The 24,688-nt window shown below is 51.1% G+C and carries 16 protein-coding genes; 12 read left to right on the forward strand and 4 right to left on the reverse strand.

What is annotated here, in order from left to right:
* The first annotated feature begins 143 nt into the window (after positions 1–143).
* The 11 genes from nifJ (at position 144) to BN4_RS15905 (ending at position 17,388) form a co-directional block, all read left to right on the forward strand.
* Positions 144–3,734 (forward strand): pyruvate:ferredoxin (flavodoxin) oxidoreductase, encoded by a 3,591-nt coding sequence (gene nifJ, locus BN4_RS15855; protein WP_015416426.1) that lies wholly within the window; start codon positions 144–146, stop codon positions 3,732–3,734.
* A gap of 109 nt (positions 3,735–3,843) precedes the next feature.
* A complete protein-coding gene (locus BN4_RS15860; protein ID WP_015416427.1) occupies positions 3,844–5,553 on the forward strand; it encodes an L-lactate permease in 1,710 nt (569 codons plus the stop codon).
* Positions 5,554–5,685: 132 nt separating this feature from the next.
* Positions 5,686–7,080 (forward strand): FAD-binding oxidoreductase, encoded by a 1,395-nt coding sequence (locus BN4_RS15865; RefSeq protein ID WP_015416428.1) that lies wholly within the window; start codon positions 5,686–5,688, stop codon positions 7,078–7,080.
* Between the two features lie 9 nt (positions 7,081–7,089).
* Positions 7,090–8,370, forward strand: a complete 1,281-nt coding sequence (locus tag BN4_RS15870; protein WP_015416429.1) for a (Fe-S)-binding protein — start codon at positions 7,090–7,092, stop codon at positions 8,368–8,370.
* A 33-nt stretch (positions 8,371–8,403) separates the two neighbouring features.
* Positions 8,404–10,515: a phosphate acetyltransferase gene (gene pta, locus BN4_RS15875; RefSeq protein WP_015416430.1), complete on the forward strand. Its 2,112-nt coding sequence runs from the start codon at positions 8,404–8,406 to the stop codon at positions 10,513–10,515.
* A 120-nt stretch (positions 10,516–10,635) separates the two neighbouring features.
* Positions 10,636–11,844, forward strand: a complete 1,209-nt coding sequence (locus BN4_RS15880) for an acetate/propionate family kinase (RefSeq protein ID WP_015416431.1) — start codon at positions 10,636–10,638, stop codon at positions 11,842–11,844.
* 77 nt (positions 11,845–11,921) lie between these two features.
* Entirely contained in the window at positions 11,922–12,548 is a 627-nt protein-coding gene (locus BN4_RS15885; RefSeq protein ID WP_015416432.1) for a LutC/YkgG family protein, read from the forward strand.
* A 2-nt stretch (positions 12,549–12,550) separates the two neighbouring features.
* The gene (gene ldhH, locus BN4_RS15890) at positions 12,551–14,701 is read left to right on the forward strand and encodes an L-lactate dehydrogenase (quinone) large subunit LdhH (protein ID WP_015416433.1); all 2,151 of its coding nucleotides are present in this window, start codon (positions 12,551–12,553) and stop codon (positions 14,699–14,701) included.
* Positions 14,702–14,894: 193 nt separating this feature from the next.
* Positions 14,895–16,475 (forward strand): methyl-accepting chemotaxis protein, encoded by a 1,581-nt coding sequence (locus BN4_RS15895; protein WP_015416434.1) that lies wholly within the window; start codon positions 14,895–14,897, stop codon positions 16,473–16,475.
* A gap of 139 nt (positions 16,476–16,614) precedes the next feature.
* Positions 16,615–16,917: a Dabb family protein gene (locus tag BN4_RS15900; RefSeq protein ID WP_015416435.1), complete on the forward strand. Its 303-nt coding sequence runs from the start codon at positions 16,615–16,617 to the stop codon at positions 16,915–16,917.
* Positions 16,918–17,019: 102 nt separating this feature from the next.
* Entirely contained in the window at positions 17,020–17,388 is a 369-nt protein-coding gene (locus tag BN4_RS15905) for a hypothetical protein (protein WP_041720483.1), read from the forward strand.
* A 122-nt stretch (positions 17,389–17,510) separates the two neighbouring features.
* Here the strand turns inward: BN4_RS15905 and BN4_RS15910 are convergent, their stop codons facing one another.
* Positions 17,511–18,176 carry an outer membrane protein gene (locus BN4_RS15910; RefSeq protein WP_015416437.1) on the reverse strand — a complete coding sequence of 222 codons (666 nt, stop codon included), beginning with the start codon at positions 18,174–18,176 and terminating at the stop codon, positions 17,511–17,513.
* Positions 18,177–18,350: 174 nt separating this feature from the next.
* Here BN4_RS15910 and BN4_RS15915 point away from each other — a divergent pair, with 174 nt between their 5' ends.
* Entirely contained in the window at positions 18,351–19,547 is a 1,197-nt protein-coding gene (locus BN4_RS15915; RefSeq protein ID WP_157871440.1) for a sensor histidine kinase, read from the forward strand.
* 150 nt (positions 19,548–19,697) lie between these two features.
* Here the strand turns inward: BN4_RS15915 and nhaB are convergent, their stop codons facing one another.
* The 3 genes from nhaB to BN4_RS15930 all read right to left on the reverse strand — a co-directional run bounded on the left by nhaB (position 19,698) and on the right by BN4_RS15930 (position 24,671).
* On the reverse strand, positions 19,698–21,317 hold the full coding sequence (gene nhaB / locus BN4_RS15920) for a sodium/proton antiporter NhaB (RefSeq protein WP_015416439.1): 1,620 nt from the start codon (positions 21,315–21,317) through the stop codon (positions 19,698–19,700).
* 54 nt (positions 21,318–21,371) lie between these two features.
* Positions 21,372–22,796, reverse strand: coding sequence for a transferase hexapeptide repeat containing protein (locus BN4_RS15925; protein WP_015416440.1), 1,425 nt, complete (start codon positions 22,794–22,796; stop codon positions 21,372–21,374).
* Positions 22,797–23,195: 399 nt separating this feature from the next.
* On the reverse strand, positions 23,196–24,671 hold the full coding sequence (locus tag BN4_RS15930) for an SLC13 family permease (RefSeq protein WP_015416441.1): 1,476 nt from the start codon (positions 24,669–24,671) through the stop codon (positions 23,196–23,198).
* Positions 24,672–24,688 lie beyond the last annotated feature (17 nt).

A 24,688-nucleotide genomic window follows, 5' to 3' on the forward strand; every position in this document is an offset into this window, starting at 1 on the left:
CTATAATATTGGAATAAACCCCTTTATTATAGTTTTGGCACGGTTGTTGAGTATAGGATCAAGCTCTATCAGCTTGTCCGCTCCCCGCAGCAGCGGAAAGACAACTTTTTGGAAATAAACACCTCAAGAGGAGAATGACCAACATGTCAAAGATGAAAACGATGGATGGTAATACCGCCGCCGCTTGGGTGGCCTACGCCATGAGCGAGACCGCTGCCATCTACCCCATCACCCCTTCTTCCACCATGGGCGAAATCGCAGACGAATGGGCTGCCCAGGGACGGAAGAACATTTTCGGACAGACCCTGGAAGTTCGCCAGCTTCAGAGTGAAGCCGGTGCAGCTGGTGCTGTTCACGGCTCTCTGGCCGGTGGCGCGATGACAACGACTTTCACCGCATCCCAGGGCCTCCTTCTGATGATCCCGAACATGTACAAGATCTCCGGAGAATTGCTCCCTTGCGTCTTCCATGTTTCTGCTCGCGCTCTTGCAGCCCACGCTCTGTCTATCTTCGGTGATCATCAGGATGTCATGGCGTGCCGTCAGACCGGTTTTGCCATGCTGGCCGCCGCTTCCGTTCAGGAAGTCATGGATCTGTCGCTGGTAGCTCACCTGGCCACCATCGAAGCTTCCGTGCCTTTCGTTTCTTTCTTCGACGGATTCAGGACCTCGCATGAGATTCAGAAAGTCGAAGTCATTGATTACGCAGATATGAAGCCACTGTTGAACATGGACAAAGTTGCCGCTTTCCGCGCCCGCTCCATGAATCCCGAACACCCGGATGTTCGCGGTACTGCTCAGAACCCGGATATCTACTTCCAGGGTCGTGAAGCTTCCAATGCCGATTACGATGTCATTCCCGAGATCGTCGAAGAGTACATGAACAAGGTTTCTGCACTCACTGGCCGCAACTACAAGCCTTTCGACTATGTTGGTGCCGACGATGCCGAGCGTGTCATTATCTGTATGGGTTCCGGCTGCGAGGCCATTGAGGAAGTCGTCAACCTGCTGTGCGCCAAGGGCGAAAAAGTCGGCCTGATCAAGGTCCGTCTGTACCGTCCTTTCTCTGCCAAGCATTTTCTGTCAGTCCTGCCTGCTTCGACCAAGACTCTCGCAGTGCTCGATCGTACCAAGGAGCCCGGCGCTCTGGGCGATCCCCTGTACCAGGATGTCTGCACGACCTTGCTGGAAAATGGCGACGGTCCTGCCGTTGTCGCCGGTCGTTACGGATTGGGTTCCAAGGAGTTCACTCCTGCCATGGTCAAGGCTGTTTTCGATAATCTGGCGGCTGAAACTCCCCGTACCCGTTTCACCGTGGGTATTGAGGATGATGTCACCAAGACCTCCCTTGTCACGACCGAGGCCCTGGATACTACCCCGGAAGGTACTGTGCAGTGCAAGTTCTGGGGCCTCGGCTCTGACGGAACTGTCGGAGCCAACAAGCAGGCGATCAAGATCATCGGTGACAACACCGATCTTTACGCCCAGGGATACTTTGCCTACGACTCCAAGAAGTCCGGCGGTATCACCATTTCTCACCTGCGTTTCGGTGAGAAGCCCATTCAGTCCACGTATCTGATCACCGCAGCTGATTATATCGCCTGCCATAACCCCAGCTACGTGCACCTCTATGATGTCCTGGACGGTATCAAGGATGGCGGAACATTCGTCCTGAACTGTGCCTGGACCGCAGAGGAAATGGACGCACAGCTGCCCGCAGCCATGCGTCGTACCATTGCTCAGAAAAACCTCAAGTTCTACACAGTTGACGCTGTCAAGATTGCTGGTGAAGTCGGCCTCGGCGGACGCATCAACATGATCATGCAGACTGCCTTCTTCAAACTGGCTGACGTCATCGACTTTGACGAAGCCGTTTCACTGCTCAAGGCCGGTATCAAGGCCGCCTACGGCAAGAAGGGCGACAAGATCGTCAACATGAATAACGCTGCTGTCGATGTGGGTATCAACTCCATTGTCGAAATCCCTGTGCCTGCTGCCTGGGCAGACCTGGCTGAGGATTCCGCTGCCGCATCCGATGATCCGGCATACGTCAAGAACGTCATGCGTCCGGTCCTGGCCCAGAAGGGCGACGATCTGCCTGTGTCTGCCTTCTCTAAAGATGGCACCATGCCGCTGGCCACCTCTCAGTATGAAAAACGTGGTGTTGCCATCAACGTTCCCGAGTGGATCGCTGACAACTGCATTCAGTGTAACCAGTGCGCATTTGTTTGCCCGCACTCTGCACTGCGTCCGGTCATCGCTACCGAAGACGAACTCAAGAATGCTCCGGCCTCTTTTGGTACCGTTGGTGCCAAGGGCAAGGACGTCAAGGGTATGGCGTATCGCATCCAGGTTGCTTCTCAGGATTGCCTGGGCTGCGGCAACTGCGCTGATATCTGCCCGGCCAAGGAAAAAGCTCTGGTCATGAAACCGATCGCTACCCAGCTCGACGAGCAGGTTCCAAACTGGGATTATGCACAGACTGTTTCCTTCAAGGAAGCTTTCAAGCGCGACACCGTCAAGGGCAGCCAGTTCCGTCAGTCTCTGATGGAATTCTCCGGTGCCTGCTCCGGTTGTGGTGAGACTCCGTACGTCAAGGTGCTGACTCAGCTCTTCGGTGAGCGCATGATCATCGCCAACGCAACGGGTTGTTCCTCTATCTGGGGTGCATCCGCTCCGTCCACTCCTTACGCTGTCAATGCTGAAGGCCACGGTCCGGCATGGGGTAACTCCCTGTTCGAGGACGCTGCCGAATTCGGTTTTGGTATCGAAATGGGTGTCAACAATCGCCGTGAGACTTTGATTGCCAAGTGCGAAGAAGCTGTTGCTTCCGCCACAGGCGACGTCAAGGCCGCTCTCGAAGGCTGGTTGGCTGTCAAGGGTGAGGCGGAAGCTTCTGCCGAAGCCGGCAAGACCTTGAAAGCCGCTCTGGAAGGCACTACAGACGAACTGCTTTCTGAAATCGCAGCCAGTTCTGATCTGTTCACCAAGAAATCCGTCTGGATCTTCGGTGGTGACGGGTGGGCCTACGACATCGGTTTTGGTGGTCTGGATCACGTCATCGCCTCTGGCAAAGACGTCAACATCCTGGTCATGGACACCGAAGTTTACTCCAACACCGGTGGTCAGTCCTCCAAGGCAACCCCGCTGGGATCCATTGCCAAGTTCGCCGCTGCCGGTAAGGGCACAGGCAAGAAAGATCTCGGTCGTATGGCAATGACCTACGGGTATGTCTATGTCGCTTCCATCGCCATGGGTGCCGACAAGCAGCAAATGATGAAGGCCTTCAAGGAAGCCGAGGCTTATCCCGGACCGTCCCTCATCATCTGCTACGCACCGTGCATCAACCAGGGCATCAAGAAGGGCATGGGTAAAACCCAGCTCGAGCAGAAGCTGGCTGTTGATTCCGGTTACTGGCCGCTGTTCCGTTACAATCCGCTTCTCGTTGAGGAAGGCAAGAATCCGTTTATTCTGGAGTCCAAAGCTCCTGACGGAAGCCTGCAGGAATTCCTCTCCGGTGAAAACCGTTACGCCATGCTGGAAAGGTTCCATCCGGAACTGTCCAAGGCGTTCCGCGAGAAGATCGAAAAAGACTACGCTGATCGTTATGCCATTCTCACTCATCTCGCCGATGCTGATTTTAGCAAGGCAGAGGAAGTTGAGGGCGAGGCCTGCGAAGTCGGTGTGTCTGCCGAAAGCCCTGGCTCCGGTGAGCCGTGCGATGACGGTAGATAGTCGTTAGATGTTTGCGCGGGGCGGGATATTGCGGAGGCTTGTTGCCTAGCCCGCCCTGCGCGTTTTTAATCATGTGGGAATCACCCCACAATTTTGGAGGAGTTTTATAATGTCATTGGAAGTGCTTGCATTAGTTGCACTGCTGCCAATTCTGGTAGCACTGGTCCTTATGGTCGGCATGCGTTGGCCTGCCACCAAAGCCATGCCCCTTGCATGGCTCACCGCCGCTGCCGGCGCTGTCATTGTCTGGGGACTGCCCGTCAAATACGTGGCAGCCTTGACCCTTCAGGGGTTCATTACCGCCATCGGTATTTTGATCATTGTTTTCGGTGCGATCCTGATTCTTCGTACCCTGCAGCAGTCTGGCGGTATGGAAACCATCCAGTATGGCATGCAGAACATCACGCCTGACCGTCGTATTCAGGCCATTATCATCGGGTATATGTTTGCAGCATTTCTTGAGGGCGCTGCCGGTTTCGGTACTCCTGCTGCCTTGGCTGCGCCGCTGTTGCTGTCATTGGGCTTTCCGCCCCTTGCTGCCGCAATTGTGTGTCTGGTCTTCAACTCGTTCCCTGTCACATTCGGCGCTGTCGGTACTCCGGTCGTTCTCGGCCTGAAATACCTCGCTCCCGGTGTTGACCAGGCCGTTGCTTCTGGCGTGGCTGGATTGAACTTCGCCAACATGGGCGATTTCAACTCCGTCATCGGTCAGTGGGCTACTGTGATGAACCTCGCCATGATCTTCATCCTGCCGGTCTTCATGCTCGGTTTCATTACCCGCTACTTCGGTCCTGAGCGGAGCTGGAAGCCAGGCTTGGCCGCATGGAAATTCTGCATATTCGCAGCTGTTTCTTTCACTGTTCCTTATATGTTCTTCGCATGGAACGTCGGTCCTGAGTTCCCTTCACTGATCGGTGGTCTCGTCGGTCTCGGCATCATCATCGCTGGCGCAAAAGCCGGTTTTTGCGTGCCCAAGACTGCCTGGAACTTCGGTGATTCCTCCAAATGGGACCCGGAATGGACCGGTACCGTTTCCGGTGGCTCCACTGACTTCAAGCCGCACATGAGCCAGTTCAAGGCTTGGTTGCCTTACATTCTGATCGGCGCCATCCTGGTTGTGACCCGTATTCCTGAATTGGGAATCAAGGGCGTGCTCGCAGCTCAGGCTATCAAGTTCAGCCATATCCTCGGATACAAGAGCGTCAACGGCGCGATTGCCTACCTGTACCTGCCCGGTACTATCCCGTTCACACTGGTTGCCATTCTGACCATTGCCATTCACGGTATGCCAAGCAGCAAGGTCAAGGCCGCCTGGAGCCAGGCGATTGTCACCATGAAGAACCCAACCATCGCACTGTTTGCCGCAGTTGCCCTGGTTTCCATCTTCCGTGGTTCCGGTATTGCTGATGCTGCATTGAATCCGAACAACTACCCTTCCATGCCTCTGGCAATGGCCAAGGCTGTGGCCGGTATCGCCGGTAATGCATGGCCCATGGTTGCTTCCTACGTTGGTGGTCTTGGTGCATTCATCACTGGTTCCAACACTGTTTCTGATCTGCTCTTCGCAGAATTCCAGTGGGGTGTCGCAACTCAGCTGGAACTGCCGCGTCAGATCATCGTTGCCGCCCAGGCAGTCGGTGGTGGTATGGGTAACATGATTTGTATCCATAACATCGTTGCTGTGTGCGCCGTTGTCGGTTTGTCCGGCATGGAAGGTGCCATTCTGAAGCGCACCGTTGTGCCTTTCGTGCTCTACGGTATTGTTGTCGGTATCGTCGCGTCGCTCCTGAGCTTCGTGTTCGTTCCCGGCATCTTCTAGTTTCGATTGTCCCTAGGGGAGGCGGGCAAAACCCGCCTCCCTTTTTCGCAAAAGTGGATATAATTCATACAATAACAATATACGCCTTTCTCCCTGGCGACAGCTCGGGATAAGAATTTTAGGAGTTTAACAATGAGTAAAGATGCCATCATCAAGGATTTCGAAGCCATTGTCGGTGCCGAAAATTGCATGACGAGCGAAACTGACCGTCATTCCTACTCTTACGACGCTGCCGTGCTCGATTCCGTGATGCCAGCCCTGGTTGTTCGCCCCGAGACCAGCGAAGCTTTGGGCAAAGTCACCAAGCTCTGTAATGATAACGGCCTGCCTCTGACCGTCCGCGGCGCAGGGACTAATCTTTCCGGTGGAACCATTCCTCACCCAGGTGGTGTCGTTGTTTTGACCAATGGTCTCAATCGCATCCTGGAGATCAACGAAGAAGATATGTACGCTGTGGTTGAACCCGGTGTTGTCACTGCTCAATTTGCGGCCGAAGTTGCCAAGCGCGGATTGTTCTACCCCCCGGACCCAGGCAGCCAGACTGTTTCCACGATCGGTGGTAACGTCGCAGAGAACGCTGGTGGTCTTCGCGGTCTGAAATATGGTGTGACAAAAGATTACGTCATGGGTATCGAATTCTGGGATGTGAACGGCGATCTGGTGAAGTCCGGTTCCCGCACTGTTAAATGCGTTACCGGATACAATCTGGCTGGCTTGATGGTCGCTTCCGAAGGTACTTTAGGTATTTTTGACAAGGTTATCCTGAAACTTGTTCCGCCTGCAAAGGCCGCTAAGTCCATGATGGCCATTTTCCCCTCCATGAAGGCTGCTTCCGAGACTGTTGCTGCTATTATTGCAAACAAGATTGTCCCGGCAACTCTGGAGATGATGGATAATTTTACCATTAATACCGTTGAGAATTTTCGTAAGGCTGGTCTGCCTACCGATGCCGCCGCACTGCTCCTCATCGAGGTTGATGGGCATCCGGCACAGGTCGAGGATGAAGCTGTTCTGGTCGAGCAGATCTGCAAGGCCAACGGCGCAACTGAATTGAAGGTCGCCAAAGATGCCGCTGAGAGAGACGCTGTCTGGCAGGCTCGTCGCGATGCATTGCCCGCACTGGCTAAGTTGAAGCCTACCTGCGTGCTTGAAGATGCGACTGTCCCCCGCTCGAAAATTCCTGCAATGATTGAGGCTCTGGGTGAGATCTCCCAGAAGCTCGACTTGACCATCGGAACATTCGGTCATGCTGGTGATGGTAACTTGCACCCGACTATTCTGACAGACAAACGTGACAAATCCGAATGGGAACGCGTTGAAAAGGGTATTGACATGATCTTTGATCGTGCTTTGGCTCTGGGCGGAACCCTGTCCGGCGAGCACGGCATCGGTCTTGCCAAATCCAAGTATATGGAGATCGAAACTTCCCGTGCGACTCTGGATTATGCCCACCGAATGAAGAGCGTTCTTGATCCTAAGGGCATCCTGAATCCCGGTAAGATCATCGGCTTCAAGTCCGAGAAATAGAGGTTCATCATGGCCGATATCAATAAACTCGCTGAAATGTTCAAGGAACTGGACGATCTCCTGGTAGGCTGCATGCGATGCGGCATGTGCCAGGCTGTCTGTCCGGTCTTCGCCCAGTCCGGTCGTGAGACCGATGTGACCCGTGGGAAGCTCGCGCTTCTCGATGGACTGGCCAATGAAATGCTGACTGATCCCGAGGGCGTCAATGACAAGCTTAATCGCTGTCTGCTGTGTGGAACGTGTCAGTCCAACTGTCCAAGCGGTGTCTCCGTCATGGACATATTCCTTAAGGCTCGTGCCATCATGACCGGTTATTTCGGTCTCTCTCCGGTGAAGCAGGCCATTTTCCGGGGTATGCTCAAGAATCCCAAGCTGTTTAATGCATTGACGAACATGGGATCAAAATTCCAGGGATTGTTCACCAAAAAGGTGGATGACATGCTTGGTTCTTCCTGTGCCCGCTTCAATATGCCGGTCATCGGAGATCGCCATTTTAACTCCCTGGCCTCCAAGCCATTGCACAAGATCGTACCCGAATTGGATACTCCGGCTGGCAAGAGCGGCATCAAGGTCGCCCTTTACGTCGGATGTGTCATCGACAAGATCTACCCCCAGGTCGGTCAGGCTATCCTGAAGGTTCTGGAACATCATGGAGTCGGTGTGTTCATGCCGTCCGGACAGTCTTGCTGCGGCATCCCTGTCCTGTCCAGCGGTGATACCAAGACCTTTGACAGCCTGGTTGCGGCCAATGTGAAGTTGTTCAAGGACGGGGAATTCGATTACCTCGTCACCGGATGTGCTTCATGTACTTCTACCATCAAGGAACTGTGGCCTCACATGTACCAGGGACCGTCTGAACACCGTTACGATATAGGTGTGCTTGAACGGAAAACCATGGACATCAGCCAATTCCTCGTGGATATACTTAAAGTGGAGCCTGCCAAGGTGAATGGCGGCAAGAGCGTCACCTATCACGATCCCTGCCACCTGAAAAACTCTCTTGGCATCACTGCCCAGCCACGCGACGTGATCCGCGCCGCCGGTTGCGACTTCAAGGAAATGAATGAAGCCGGAACGTGCTGTGGTTGTGGCGGTAGCTTCAATATCGCCCACTACGACCTGTCGAAAAAAATCGGCAGTCGCAAGGCGGACAACATCATGGCATCCGGTGCGACGACGGCAACGACGAGTTGTCCGGCGTGCATGCTCCAGATCACGGATATGCTGTCTCAGAAGAAGGCTGGCATGGATGTCAAGCACGTCATCGAATTGTACGCTGACGCGCTATAGTTCATTAACGGATAGGCAATAAGGAACCCCGCAATGTCCAAAAACCTGTATGTGAGCGCGACGGAAGAGCGCAGCGGCAAATCCGCCGTTGTTCTCGGCGTGATGCAGATGCTCATGCGAGAGCTGCATAATGTCGCCATCTTCCGGCCCATTATTAATGACCCGGGCGAAGGGAGACAGGACCACGACATCACTTTGATGCTCGACTACTTCAAACTGTCCATTCCCTATCGCGACACCTACGCTTACACACTCAAGGAAGCGCGTGAACTGATCAACTCAGGTCAGCATGCCGTTGTTCTGGAAAACATCCTGAAGAAGTATATGGCGCTGGAAGAAGAGTACGATTTCGTGCTCTGTGAAGGCACCGACTTCAAGGGTAAGGACCCGGCATTTGAGTTCGACCTCAACGCGGATATCGCTGCCAATATCGGTTCACCCATGTTGGTGGTGACCTCTGGCCGTGAAAAGACTGCAGAAGAAGTGGTCAACATTACCCAGACGACCCTGGATACCCTGGGAGAAAAGGGAGTGGACTTCCTGGCCTGCGTGGTCAACCGTGCGCCGGAAGGTATGACTGATGAAGTGATCGGCACCATCAAGTGCAAGATCAGTGAAGATCCGATGCCTGTCTATGTCATCCCGGAAAACGAGGCCTTGGCGAATCCCACCATCGCAGATGTGAAGCGGTGGTTAGATGCCGATGTCCTCTATGGTCACAGCGGGTTGCAGTCTCTGGTTGACAACTATGTTGTCGCGGCCATGCAGATCGGTAACTTCCTTGAGTATATCAAGCCCGGAAGCCTGATCATCACTCCTGGTGATCGTTCGGACATAATCTTGGCCAGTCTTGCTTCAAGATTGTCCAGTTCATACCCGGATATCGCTGGAGTTCTGTTGACTGGCGGTTTGGAAGTCTCCAGGAGTGTGCACAAGCTCATCGAGGGATGGACCGGTGTTCCGGTTCCTGTATTGTCTGTTAAAGGACATACATTCCATAATGTGCAGGAGCTCAATCGCCTTTACGGGCGCATAGAAGCCGATGACCACCAGCGTATAGCCACCGCTCTTGGTGGATTCTCCCAGCATGTGGACGTGCAGCAACTTCGTGATCGTGTCGTTGAGCAACGTTCGCCCCGCGTGACCCCGAAGATGTTTGAATACTCCTTGTTTGACAAGGCATCTCGGGACAAACAACGTATTGTTCTGCCCGAGGGAACTGTTGAGCGTATCCTTCGTGCTGCGGATATCCTGTTGCGCCGGGGTGTTGCCGAAATCATCCTGCTCGGTCGCGAAGAGGAGATTCGTCAGAACGCTTCCAAATACGGTGTGGACATATCCGGGGCTCAGATCATTGATCCGAGCGAATCGGAATTGCTGGATAGCTTTGCCGAGGAATACCTGGAACTGCGCAAGCACAAAGGCATGATAGCCGAAATGGCATGGGACCGCATGGCGGATACCACTTATTTCGGTACTATGATGGTTCACAAGGGTTTTGCAGATGGCATGGTTTCCGGCTCTGTGACAACAACTGCTCAGACCATCCGTCCTGCTTTTGAGTTTGTGAAAACAAAACCGACCAGCTCCATTGTCTCATCTGTCTTCCTGATGTGCCTGAAAGACAGCGTGTTGGTTTACGGAGATTGTGCCGTCAACCCCAATCCCAATGCCCAGCAGCTCGCAGAAATAGCCATCAGTGCGGCTGAAACGGCCCGTATTTTCGGTGTCGACCCCAAGGTTGCCATGCTTAGCTATTCTACCGGTGCTTCGGGCAAGGGTGAAGATGTGGAGCGTGTGACCGAGGCGACCAGGATTGCCAAAGAGTTGATCAAAGAGCGCGGACTGGACTTCCCCATTGAGGGACCGCTTCAGTACGATGCGGCTGTAGATCCGGCAGTAGCCAAGGTCAAGATGCCGGATTCCGATGTGGCTGGACAGGCTACGGTCTTTATCTTCCCGGATCTGAATACCGGCAACAACACCTACAAGGCAGTGCAGAGAGCAGCAAATGCCGTGGCTATCGGGCCTATCTTGCAGGGCTTGAATAAGCCGGTCAACGATCTGTCACGGGGATGTACTGTGCCGGATATTGTCAATACCGTCGCCATTACCGCCATTCAGGCGCAGGCGGAAAAGAAATAATACTCGTTTTGCGGGAGGCCCGGTTTCCGGGCCTCCCGGATTTCGAGCGAATTTTTGTGAAAAAAACACAGCCAAGTGTGCTGCGAAAACATTTAATGAAGACAAGTAGGGGCGTACGAAATGAAAGTTCTGGTTATCAACTCTGGCAGTTCATCAATCAAATACCAGTTGCTCGACACCGAGACCGAAGCGGTCATGGTCAATGGACTGGTTGAGAGGATCGGCGAAGAGGTGGGCGACCTGAAAAACAAGGCCTTCCCTGGCACCGAAAATGAAGTGGTGACAGAAATTCAACAGCCCATTCCGGATCACAACACTGGAATGCGTCTGGCCATTGAGCTGATCACTGACCCCGAGAAGGGAGTGCTCAAGGATAAAGGCGAGATCGGCGCAATCGGTCACCGAGTCGTGCATGGTGGTGAGGATTTTCACAAGTCCACTGTGATTACCGACGAAGTTATTGCTGCTATTGAAGCCTGTGTTCCACTGGCTCCGTTGCATAACTCCGCGAATCTGGATGGTATCCGGGTGGCAATGGAATTGTTCCCTGAAGCTCCTCAGGTCGCTGTCTTCGATACTGCTTTCCATCAGACCATTCCAGCCCATGCCTACATGTATGCTTTGCCTTACGCCCTGTACGAGGAGAATCGTATCCGTCGCTATGGTTTCCACGGAACTTCCCACAAGTTCGTTGCCGGTGAAATGGCTCGTCTGCTTGGCAAGCCTCTGGAAGAAACCAACATGGTGACAGTTCACCTGGGTAACGGCGGTTCCATCACTGCTGTCGAAAACGGTCAGTCCGTTGATACTTCCATGGGCATGACGCCGCTGGAAGGGCTGGTCATGGGAACTCGGTCAGGTGATGTTGACCCCGCTGTCCATACTTTTCTGGCTCGGAATAAAGGGATGGACATTGAGCAGATCGACACCTTGTTGAACAAGGAATCCGGCCTCAAGGGACTGTGTGGAATGAATGACATGCGTGATATCCACGCTGCCATTGAAAAAGGTGACAAACACGCCGAGATCGCTCTTGGGGTGCAGACATATAGAAATCGTAAGTATATTGGCGCGTACATGGCTGTTCTTGGTCGTGTTGATGCAATCGTCTTTACCGCCGGTATCGGTGAGAATGATGATATCGTGCGTCGTGAGTCATTGAAAGACCTGGAGGCTTTCGGTGTCGAGATCGACCAGGATGCCAATGCCAAACGTGGAAAGGAACCATTCAAGATTAGCACTGAGGCTAGTAAGGTTGCTGTCTGGGTGATTCCTACCAATGAAGAACTCGCTATCGCGAGGGAAGCTCGAGAAGTCCTGAGCAAGTAACAACGACCGTTGCGGAGGCCTCTTCCCTGTCATAGGGGGAGAGGCTTTTGGTCAAAGTATCAATGGAGGTGGGTGCTATGCCTTCCAAGGAAGATTTGTACGGAAAATTTGTGGAAAAAGCGAAGCTTGTCTCCGCTATTATTACAGAAATTTCCAGTGAGGATGACGCGCTGGATTACCTTTTAGACCTGTGTGACAAGAAAGAGGCATGCCAACTGCTGGCAAGCGGCTGCGAGCTTGATTTGTCCAAAAAGGCTGAAGACCTGTGTGACGGAAAGCAGAAGAAAGTCATTGCCGCCCCCGGTCTCAAAAAAGAATTATACTCCAAGCTGGAGACTCGGGCAACTAAGGCCGGTTTCGACTGTATCGATTCAGGCATGCGCGATCACCTTGCCGGGGTTGATATTGGCTTTACCATAGCCGACTACGGTATTGCCGACACCGGCACACTGATGCTGGACTGCCCAAGCGAGGAACTGCGTTTGGCGACCATGGTCAGTGAATTTCATGTCTGCATTCTTTCGAAGTCCAAAATTCGGGCCAATACATACGCTGTGGAAAAAATGATGCTCACCCGGATGAACAAAAAGCCAAACTATCTGGCGTATATTACCGGTGCCAGCCGTACCGCGGACATCGAGCGTGTGCTCACCATGGGTGTCCACGGTCCCCTCGAACTCCATATCCTTGTTTTGGAGGACTAGTCATGCAGAAAGCCAAAGATTTGAAAGAATACCGTGGAGAATTGCGCGAGTCCCTGGATAATGATTTCCTGCGCACAACTCTTGATAATTTTGCCGTGGCCTACCGGGCCGGTCGCGCCAATGCCTTTAAGGATATGGATGTCAAAGGCCTGATCAATGACATCGCGTGTTCCAAGGATGCTGCCGCTGAAAATGCCGATGCTTTGTACGAAGAGTTCAAAGCCAATGCCGAGGCTGCTGGTATTAAAGTCCACTTTGCCAAAGATGGAGATGAAGCCAACCGTATCATCGCCGGAATTGCCAAAGATGCGAAGTGTAAATCCATCGTCAAATCCAAGTCCATGACTGCCGAGGAAACTCTGCTCAACCATGATCTTGAAGATGCCGGATTTGAAGTCATCGAGACAGACCTCGGAGAATGGATCATTCAGTTGCGTCATGAAGGACCGTCTCACATGGTCATGCCTGCCATTCACCTGTCACGGCATCAGGTCGGCGATCTGTTCACGGATGTGACCGGGAAAAAACAGGATTCCGAGATTGAAAAACTGGTTAAGGTTGCCCGTCGTGAGTTGCGTCAGAAATATGTCGATGCGGATATGGGTATTACCGGAGCCAACTTTGCAGTCGCGGAGACCGGTGGAATCGGATTGGTGACCAATGAAGGAAACGCCCGCCTGGTTTCAACCCTGCCTCGTGTCCATGTCGCCCTGATGGGAATCGACAAGTTGTTGCCTACACTGCATGATGCACTGCGTATCCTCAAGGCTCTGCCTCGTAACGCGACCGGGCAGCAGATTACATCGTATGTCACCTGGATCACGGGTGCCAACGAGTGCCTGGCCGCAGAAGATGGCAAGAAAGAAATTCACTATGTCGTTCTCGACAACGGGCGTTCCGAACTCATCAAGGATCCCTTGTTCTCGCAGATCAACCGGTGTGTTCGTTGTGGTGCCTGCGCCAATGTCTGCCCTGTTTACCGTCTTGTCGGCGGGCATAAAATGGGTCACATCTACATCGGTGCCATTGGCTTGATTCTGACATACTTCTTCCATGGTAAAGACAAGGCCAAGAATCTCGTCCAGAACTGCATCAACTGCGAAGCATGCAAGGATGTGTGTGCAGGTGGAATTGATCTGCCACGCCTGATCAAGGAAATCCACGCGCGTATTCTGGAAGAGGACGGACACCCGTTACCTGCCATTTTGATGGGCAAATTGCTCAAAAATCGCAAATTGTTCCATACTCTTTTACGGACCGCCAAGTGGGGACAAAAGCCCATTGCCGAAAAGGACGGATTCATTCGTCATTTGCCTATGGTCTTTGCAAAGGAACATCAGTTCAAGGCTCTGCCCACTATTGCCGAGACGCCTTTCCGTGATTGGTGGCAGAAGAATCGTCCTGATGTGGATAAGCCGAAATTGCGTGTCGCTCTGTTCTCTGGTTGTGTGCAGGACTTTGTATACCCCGAGCAGATGCAGGCGGCCGTCAAGGTCTTTGCGGACAATGGTGTTGCAATGGACTACCCCATGGAGCAATCCTGCTGCGGTCTGCCAGTTCAGATGATGGGTGAAATGGGTGCATCCCGTGATGTTGCAAAGCAGAATCTGCGGGCCTTCGAGACCGGAGCATACGATTATATCATCACCTTGTGTGCTTCATGTGCGTCGCACCTCAAGCACAATTATCCGAAGTTGGTCATGGATAAACCTTCCTTGAAGCTCAAGGCCGATGAATTCGCAGCAAAGGTCATTGATTACTCTTCTTTTGTGAACGATGTGCTCAAAGTGAAGAAAGAAGACTTCCGCGAAGTCGGGACCAAAGCAACATATCATGCTCCCTGCCATCTCTGCCGTGGGCTTGATGTTCATGACGCGCCTCGTCAGTTGATAGAAAAGGGCGGCATGGACTATGTCGAGTGCACTGAAGAAGAGGTCTGCTGCGGTTTTGGAGGAACATTCTCCATGAAGTTCCCGGAACTGTCTGCCGAGCTGTTGAAAAAGAAACTGGACAATGTTGAAGCCACGGGCGCTGATGTGCTTCTGACTGATTGCCCCGGTTGCGTCATGCAGCTGCGTGGTGGGCTGAAGAATCGCGGCTCCAAGGTTCAAGTACGCCACGTTGCAGAGGTTCTTGCAGATAATAAAAAATAAGAACTGCCATATTGAATGCATGAGGCTTTCGAAATAGGTTGGACCGCAATCCCCTCGAAGCAACTGCCACGCTTCCTCCTATGAGATACCGCCTTCATGTAGGTTCCCCGTCCGCTGCGGGACGGGGAACCATATATTTATACTTGACGGCCGGTTAAGCTCCATACTACCGGACCTGATTTAGGGGTGATACATGGCACCAGTGCAGAATCGATACTTACGCCAATTCGTCGCGGTCTATTTTGGTCTCTTCCTACTCATTTCGGGACTTTCATTCTGGTTTGTCTCAGCCTTCTCCGGTGAACTCTGGGCGGCGTCCGCTCTTGCAACCGGAGTTCTGACAGCTTTCGGCTTACTCGGTATTGCGCTGACAGTCCTGATAGGGCGGAGTTTCATTCGTCCGCTCAAAGTTGTGACCGAATATACAACCAACATACTTGATGGTAACTATGCAGGAGCTGATGAAGCCGCCATGGCTGATGCTGTTCCAGGCCTTGGCGACCTTGTTCATGAGCTTTCTTCCCGTTTCAAGGAACGGTTGGGATTCTCCAATAGTATTCTTGAGGGGCTTCCTGTTCCCATCTGCATTGTGGATACCAGGGAGAGGATAACCTTCCTCAATCAGGAATGCCTGAAAATGCTCGGGTCTAATGAGGACCCCAAGTCCTATTATGGCAAGATGATTTCCCAGATATTTTACAAGGATGACAGGAAGTCACTCATTGGGACCTGCATGGATGAGAACACCCGGACAATCAACCGGGAGGGTCTGTTCAAACATGTTGATGGAAGCGATATTCACGCACGCATCAATGCTTTTCCCCTGACAGATGTCGAAGGGGTGATCATAGGCGGGTGCTGTCTCTATCTTGATACGACTGAGTTGAAACGTCGTGAGGCGGAAATAGTCAGTCAGCATGATCGATTGGCGACTGCTGCTTCTCAGGCTACCGAGGTTTCCGAGGAATTGGCAACAGCCGCTTCACAATTGGAATCCGTCGTGATTCAGGCTCGAAGCGGAACGCGGACACAGTCCGAGAGAACAGGAGAAACCGCGACTGCCATGGAAGAGATGACTGCCACAGTGCTGGAAGTGGCTCGCCTGGCTCAGGATGCCGCTCTCAATGCTGATGATGCTCGCCAGCAGGCGGAAGAGGGGGCTGGTATTGTCACGCAGGTCGTCAGTTCCATCGATGAGGTCGCTGGACATGCTCATGATCTCAAAATCTCCATGGAAGAGCTTGATGAGCGAGCTGACAAGATCGGTAAGGTGCTTGGCGTCATCGAAGACATCGCGGACCAGACCAATTTGCTTGCACTCAATGCTGCCATTGAGGCGGCGCGGGCTGGTGATGCTGGGCGGGGCTTTGCTGTCGTGGCTGACGAGGTTCGGAAATTGGCTGAAAAAACCATGGAAGCGACACGAGAGGTGCATCTTGCAATAACCGGTATTCAGGACGGTGCCCGCAAGAATGTCAAAGCAACAGAAGTCGCGGTTGTTTCTGTTGGAAAAACCACAGAGATGGCAGGGCGTTCAGGTGAGGCTCTGCACAGTATTGTCTCTGTGGCAGAGGCCACTGCAGACAGGGTGCGCAATATCGCGACTGCTGCCGAGCAGCAGTCTGCTGCCAGTGAAGAAATCAATGAAGCGACTGTTGATGTCAGCCGGGTCTGTCAAGATACGGACGGTTTGATGACAGATGCCTCCGATGCGATTACGCGTTTGTCTGAACTTGCGAAAACACTTGGCAAGATCATTCGCGAAATGCAGTGAGGAGCAAAATAATTTTGTATAAATGATGACAAAAAGCTTCTTTGTGATTAATATTGGTAATGTAACCTAATATCGTTTGAGATGGAAAGTGTTATTGGGTTGAAATTGTTGAACATAAAGCACAAGAGAGAGTTGAGACGTGGTCAGACACATTGTTATGTGGACTTTGAAAGAGGAAGTGGATGGCGTTCCGGCTAAGGAAAATGCCGCCAAGATGAAAGAAATTCTTGAAGCCTTACAGGGACGGATTGAAGGATTGAGGTATATCGAAGTCAGTCATGATATCGTTGATGCTGATCCAGAGTGCCATGTTGTTTTGTGCTCTGAGCACGATGATGCTGCGGCGCTTGACCATTATCAGGGGCACCCTGAGCATCAAGCGTGTGTCGCCTTTGTAAAGACCGTTGCCGCCAGTAGAAAGGCGGTTGATTACACAGTATAAAAGTCAGAAGCTGGGCTAATCCGGGGAGCCTGGTTCCTGAGACGGAAGACGTGAGATTACAGGAGTCGTGACAGGGGTGAAGACGTTACGAAGGAGAATGCCATGTCTATGCGTTATGATCAGGAACGGAAACGGATTATTTGCCGTTGGGAGGAGCCTACCAAAGTTGTCATGAACAAAAAGGAAGGCGTCATCAAACGTTCACGGATGATTACGGTCAAGGTGAACGATAATGGCAAATTGAACAGCAAGGACATTCGGAGGCACGGGAAGCACCCTATGTTTCCGTATATCAACCGTTTCAACAAGATGCTCAATAGCATCGAATGCTTTCCTCAATGCCAGAATGAATACAAATGCGCAGTGTGCGGAATGGAGCATGACGTTAGTCCCCATTTCGATACCAAGCGCCAGTCGATCATCTGGCTGTGCCGGGATCACCTGAATGATTCTCCCAAGGTCGTTGATTGATTGTACTGATTAGGAGATCCGATCAACGGCTTTGATGAATTTCATCGGGCCTCTTGGCATGGCAAGCAAAAAAAGCCCCCATCTCGTTGACGAGGTGGGGGCTTCTCGATGAAATTCACTCCCTAAAATTGATAGCGCAATCCAAGGAGAACTTTGTGAGTGCCGATATCCTTGACTTGACTCTCAACATTGACGTCTGTGGATGTCCCGGTAACTTTCTCTCCGTCTCCGTAATAATCATACCTGTAAGCAAGATCGAGAATAATTGATTCGGTTATGCTCCAACCGACGCCTGCGCCGAGGTTAAAAGCAAGGTTGGTTGAGGTCTTGCTGCCTGGATCGGAAATGGTGGAGGTGCTGAAGCTCTCTTCAACCCAGGCGACACCGACACCTCCGTTGATGAATGGTGTAAAGTCAGTTGAATTGTAAAAATCCCAGTAGACATTCAGCATGACAGTCTGCAGCGAGATGGTATCCGTTAACGACGAGTTGCTATCGCTGTATTTGTACTTGAAATCTCCGGTGTACATGTATTCGATTTCTGTGCGAATGGGGTATTCATATCCCATCCAATCATATCCTGCGGCAAAGCCGATTGCTCCTGCTTCTTTATCGAATTTACTGCTTGAACTTGTTCCTGTTGCGTTGCCTGAGGTACTTTTATCTGCATCAAGGTACGAACCTCCCACCTTGATAGAACCGTAAAAGCCACCTTGGTCAGCAAATGCGAATCCCGTGAATGTGAAAAGTAAAGCCACGATGATTGTAAGGCATTGAAGACTTTTCATACGCTCATTCTCCCGCAATAAAATATGAAGACACCTTTTCACCCAGTACATAAAAAAGAGGTTTAAGTCAATGGGGGCGCGAATAATTGGGTGTTTGCAATTTTATACTTCATCCCACTGATTATTTGGGTATAGTGATTTTGATCTCTTCAATATACGAGGTGATCTCTCTCCTTGAAGCAGAAAATTCTTTTACCGAATAGGTTGCTTATGAGCGATGAATTGGTTTTTGCAAATGAATCCGAGTCGTCTGGTAGCGGGGAGTTGCGAGGGACGAGTGGGGATTGGAAAGTGCTGATCGTCGACGATCAGAGTGATGTCCATAAAGTTACTCGTTTGGTGCTGGATGACTTCGCCTTCGAGGGGCGAAAGGTGACTTGCATGAGCGCCTATTCCGGGGAAGAAGCCAAAAAGATTATGCAGGAGCACCCGGACGTGGCTGTCATGTTACTTGATGTTGTCATGGAAACAAACCGCGCTGGGTTGGAAGTCGCTCGATATGTCCGGGCTGTTGCAAAAAATCAATTCGTCAGAATTATCTTGCGCACAGGAGAACCAGGGGAAGCGCCGGAACGTGAAGTTGTGACGGGTTTGGATATTAATGATTATAGGCAAAAGACGGAATTGACCTCAGATAGATTAGTCACTGCTGTGACGACCGCAATCAGGTCATATCGGGATCTCAAAATGATCAATGATGCCCGGAGAGGTTTGCACCTTTTGGCCATGTCTGTTGCTCATCAAATCAGGAACAGGACAATTGCTATTGCCGGATTTGCCAATATCATCAAGCGTAAAGGGGGGAATTCACCAGAAACAAGCGATTACCTGGGAACTATTCTGGAAGAATCTTCGCGTTTGGAACATATGGTGAATGATGTCACGAAATATGCTTCCATCAGCTTGGGGGAAATGCAGCCATCGGATATCCGTGAACTTATTGAGACTGCAACGAATGCCATTGATACCAAACAGGCAGATTTGGGCGGCGTCGTTTGGGAGGTCTTGTGTCCCAATCAGATGGTTATGGTTGATCCTGAGTTATTTATCAAAGCGTTCGAAGCAATTCTGCAAAACAGTGTTGATTTTAGTGAGGGGGTTCCACAAATCAAGATACGCGTTGCGCCAAGTCGGATGATTTGTGCTATAGAAGTGCAGGATAGCGGGACAGGAATCAATGAGGACGATATGCCGCATATTTATGATCCTTTTTTTTCACTCAAGCCCAAGGGGTCGGGCATGGGGCTTTGTATTGTGCGTAAAGTCGCCATGGAGCACCAATGGGATGTTCACATTGATTCCACGCCTGGGGAAGGCACTCTGGTAGAGATTATTATTCCTCGAAGAGACTTGACTGGAATGGGCAGTTGAAAGCGTGTGAAGTGGATAAAAAACGTGAGACTCTAGCTGTAATTAGCTAAAAAATATTTTTGGTGAGGATATATCTGTATGGGGTAGGCACAACAAGAAGGCCGTCCACACAAGGTGGGACGGCCTTTGTCGGTGAATCTCTTTTGCCAGTTACATAAAGTAGTACGTGGCGACCAGTCCCATAAGGGACATGGTAATAGTATAAGGCAAAGCCAGGATAACCATCCGGCCGTAGGAAAGCCTGATAACCGGAGCTAGTGCTGAGGTCAGCAGGAACAGGAAGGCAGCCTGGCCGTTGGGAGTGGCGACGGAGGGGATATTGGTCCCTGTGTTGATGGCGACTGCGAGTTTGTCGAAGTGGGCCATGGTTTCCAGTATTTTTGTTTGAAGTGCCTGCGGCATGGAAGCCACAACATCGATACGAGCCAGGTGGGGATCTGTAAGTCGGTCCATGAGTGCGACGCCATCAGTTACACCGGGCATTCCAGCCAGGACAGACTCAAAGTGCATCTTGGTTTCTGATATGTAGACTGTCGCTACGAAGACGTTATCGGAGATCATGGAGAGGACTCCATTGGCAACGTAATACGCGGCAAGCTGGGCATGTCCATGCATGCCAAGGACTATATCCATGACAGGGGCAAAGAGGTGCTGGTCATGAATAACACCGACAATGGCGAAGAAAACAACGAGCAGGGCAGTGAAGGGCAGTGCCTCTTCGAATGCCGGGCCAAGTTGGTGCTCATCCGTGAACCCGTTCATTGAAGTCAGCAAGACAATAACTGAGAGACCAATGATCCCAACTGCGGCAAGGTGGAAGGCCAAAGCAAGAATCAGCCAGATACCGATTAACGCCTGGACGACAAGCTTGGCTTTTCCTTGAAGGCCGCGCTTTTCTTCCATCTCAATGGCTGTTTCCAGGAGGTGGGAACGGATATTCCCAGGCATTTCTGCGCCGTAACCGAAGATTTTGAATTTTTCCACGAGGATGCAGGTCAGCAGCCCTGTTGCGAGTACCGGCATGGAAACCGGAGCCACTTGCAGGAAGAAGGGAATGAAGTGCCAACCCATTTCCGAGCCGATGAGAAGGTTCTGGGGTTCACCGACAATGGTACACACTCCACCAAGGGCGGTGCCGACAGCACCGTGCATCATCAGGTTGCGCAAAAAAGCCCGAAACTCTGAAAGTTCGGCCCGTTGAGTATCTTTGACCGACTGATCCGAGCACAGATCATGTGTGCAACTCATGGTTTTACCAGAGGCAAAGCGGTGATAGACGTTATAAAATCCATAAGCTACCGCGATAATGACCGCTGTGACTGTCAGGGCATCGAGAAAAGCGGAAAGGAATGCGCCTGCAAAGCTGAACAGCAGTGAAATGACGATTTTCGAACGGACTTTGGTCAGGATGCGGGTGAAGGTGAATTGCAGGAAATCCTTCATGAAATAGATACCTGCAACCATGAAGATCAATAAGAGTATGACTTCAAAGTTCGCGTGCGCTTCATGGTAGACTGTCTCGGGGTGCGTCAGTCCGAGCAAAACAGCTTCCATGGCGAGTAATCCACCAGCAGGAAGCGGATAGCATTTCAATGCCATGGCCAGTGTGAATATGAACTCACCAATCAGTATCCATCCTGCGATGAAAGGGCCGACTGTAAAGATCAGAATCGGGTTAAGAACAAGAAAGGCCAGTATCGCCAGTTTGTACCAGTTCGGCGCATTGCCGAGGAAGTTACGGCTGAAGGCCTGTGTCATGGTTTGAGCCATTGTGGAATCTCCTCACTCATTGTGTATTCGGGGGTCTCTGGTTGTGTGAACAACCTATTCGCCGATTGTCATTGTCGGATACATGCCCGCATCTGCCCCGCCTTGAAATGGCTGGAGTATATTGAAGCAAGCATCCTGGGTTTTTTGGGCATGTCCTCGGGTTTCTTCGGTTCCGTCGAAATTGGCTCCGTTTTCTTCCCGAATATGGGCAATACGATGTTTGAACGCTTCGACAAACGCTTTCCCATCACCCTTGAAGGTCATGTTACCGATGACTATATCAGTGGTTTTGGCGAGTGTCTCAAGGCTCATGCATTGATCTTTCAGGTCTGATTGTTTGGTTACATATCCCCATACCGCTGAATTCTCGGGTATCGTGATCGGTTCTTCTGCGTCAATGATAGTATGGGGCATCACGATCGAATCACGGCCGACCGTGATTGGGCAGGTCGCTGTGCCATGAACAAAGGAGTTGAATCCGACAAACACATTTGGAGCAAGCCGTGTGTGGATGACTTTGCCTCCATGAGCTGTGACATTAAAGCCTTCGTAAACCGCATTTTTGATATAGCAATTCTCTTGCGCGTTCGATCCCTTGCCGATGTCTGAATTTTCGACATGGGCGCGTTGGGCTATGAGTGAATTGTCCCCAATCTTGCAATCTCCTTTGATGACAGAGTATGGATTGACATAGGTCCCTTCTCCAACCTCAACTCCCATGAGTTCCGGTTGGACAGAGGAGTAAACCGGGACAAAATCTTCTTTGAATTCTTCAACATAGTCGATGAACTTTCCGGTGATTTTTCCGTTTTCGTCCATGCTGACATACTGCTCCACGACCCCTTCGGGGTAGACGTAGTTGAATTCGAAGAGTCCGTTTGATTTGATCCAGACCCTGCCGGATTCAATAGTCAGACGCGACAGGTCTCCAGCTTGAACATAGGAAAAATTGCCCACAACACAGTTGTGCATAATAGAGAGATCAATCGTGGAAAAGGGGCCTAGGTAAACTCCTTCACAGGTTGTACCATGAATATTGGAAAAGTGCATGGCAAGAGTGTTTAGTATCTTGAAAACTTCTGGAGTTTCAGGGTTCTTGGAGTGGTTGTGGACGAGAGTCTTGATCAGGCAACTATTGATGACCCGGATAACCTCATCGTAAAAGAGCGTGGTTTTGACTCCATTGAATTCGACCACGTCTCCCTTGCGTTTAAGCTCATCGCCGCGCAGATCAGACTTATAGACAACGGAGCGGTCAACCTGCGTTTTACCGAGAAAATATGTACCGGCCATATTTGAATTCTGGAAACGAAAGCTGATCGGATGATCTTCCGTCAGCGCATAAAACGCATAGTATTGCAGATGCCGTTCACGTGGTATGGCATTGGTGAGAATCTGTTTTACATCTATCCCCATCGGTTTCAGATTTACGTTGACCCGGGATGCGATATGATCAAACAAAGCTTCGAGTTTTTTCATTGTCATCTACTCTATGTTGGAAGGTTCAAATGGAAGACAGCTGTTGCTTGTGAGCAAAACTGTTGCAATTTGTTACTCTGGCAACCTTGAGTTTGTGTCTTGTGGTAGAATCAGACAATATGCTTGATTCAGAAATCATCCTAAGCCACTAAAAAATAACCTTTATCTTTGTATGAAGAATCGTTTGAGAGTCTTCTTTGCGTGCTGATACTCTTCTGTATGAAAGAACAAACCAATTTCACTTGTACAGTTTTGAATGCTCTTATGAGGCCGTTGAGAGTGTTATTGCGAGGCTCCAGAGTGTTGTTTTCTGAGAGCAGTAAGATCGAGGACCAGTAAAAAATGAGTCATTTCAGGGAATGAACGTTGCAATTTGTTACTCTAGTCCTTTCGGCTCGTCTACCCCCCTATGGGGACCGTTATGGGCATACCCATCATTGGCCAGATAACCAGGACTGCGATGCCGACGATAATCATCAGAAGCAAAGATGCAGGAATGCCCCATCCGAAGAATTCTCCGGTCGTGAATTGGCCGGAATCATAGGCAATTGCATTGGGAGCGGCTCCAACAAGGAGCATGAATGGCATACCGGCTACGACGAGTGATGCGTAAAGGATGACTTCGGGAGACACGCCAAGGTACGGAGCAATAACCAGGGCCACGGGAAGAGAGATAGCTATTGCCGCAACATTCATGATGAAATTCGTCATCATCATGACGAAAAACGCGATGGACATGACGAAGATGAACCAATGTGCATCTTGAAACATGACAAGCCAGTTGACCGCCATCCACTTGGCAGCTCCGGTTTCCCAGAGGCAGAAGCCGATAGACATGGCTCCGGCAAAAAGCAGAATTATATTCCAGGGAATATCTTCCAGATCTTTGAGGTCCAGTATCTTGAAGATGAAGAAGAGGACCGATGAACAGAGGATTATCGCCGTTTTATCAACCGCTTTGAGTGCAGGAACAAACGCTCGAAGTGACATGATAATAATCACGGTTCCAACGATGACGGCAGCCATTATTTCCTCTCGGGTCAAGCTTCCCATTCTGGCATTGAGCTCACGAGCTTTTTCGCGCAGTCCCGGTATGCGATCCTTTTCCGGTTTGCAGACAAGCATGAAAAATCCCCAGAGCAGAAAAGTCATTCCCCATCCTATAGGGGCCATGTAATAGGAGAGTTCAAAGAACCCGATGTCAACATTGATGATCTCCTTGTAAAATCCAATGGCGACAGCGCCGCGAGCTGCGCCGAGCAACGTGACAATTGATCCTGCCCCGGCCACATAGGCCATGCCGATGAAAAGGCCTTTGCCGAACTTGGTCGGCTTGTTGCCTTCGCCGTAAAGGGCGTAGATGGCCAGCAGTAAAGGATAAATCGTGGCTGCAACAGCGGTATGGGCCATGATGTGTGTCAGTGCTGCGGTTACCACGAAGACACCGAGGTAGATCATTGATGTGCGTTCGCCCACGATATCAAGCATCTTGTAAGCGAGACGTTTTGTCAGTCCTGTCTTGGTGAAGACGAGGCCGATCATGATCGAAGCAAATATGAACAGAACTGACGGGTCCATGAAGTCTTTGAAGGCGACCTTGGCAGGACGGATCATGAACATGACCTGTAATATCCCGATCATAAGTGAGGTGATACCAATAGGGACGACCTCAAAAACCCACCATGTTCCCGCAAGTAAAAAGACTCCAATGGCCCCTTTTGCTTCTCTGGAGAGGATAAAGTGTTCACCCATGGGGTCGACGGCATCGGGCCACGGTGGTGCATAATAGACAACTGCGAACAGAATGATGCCTGTGAGCATGAAAATCAGTCGTTTCCAGTCGAAAGCGGATTTGGCGGCTTGAGCTGTTTCCATTGTCGTTCTCCTCAAAA

This window comes from Pseudodesulfovibrio piezophilus C1TLV30, assembly GCF_000341895.1.
Lineage (GTDB): Bacteria > Desulfobacterota > Desulfovibrionia > Desulfovibrionales > Desulfovibrionaceae > Pseudodesulfovibrio > Pseudodesulfovibrio piezophilus.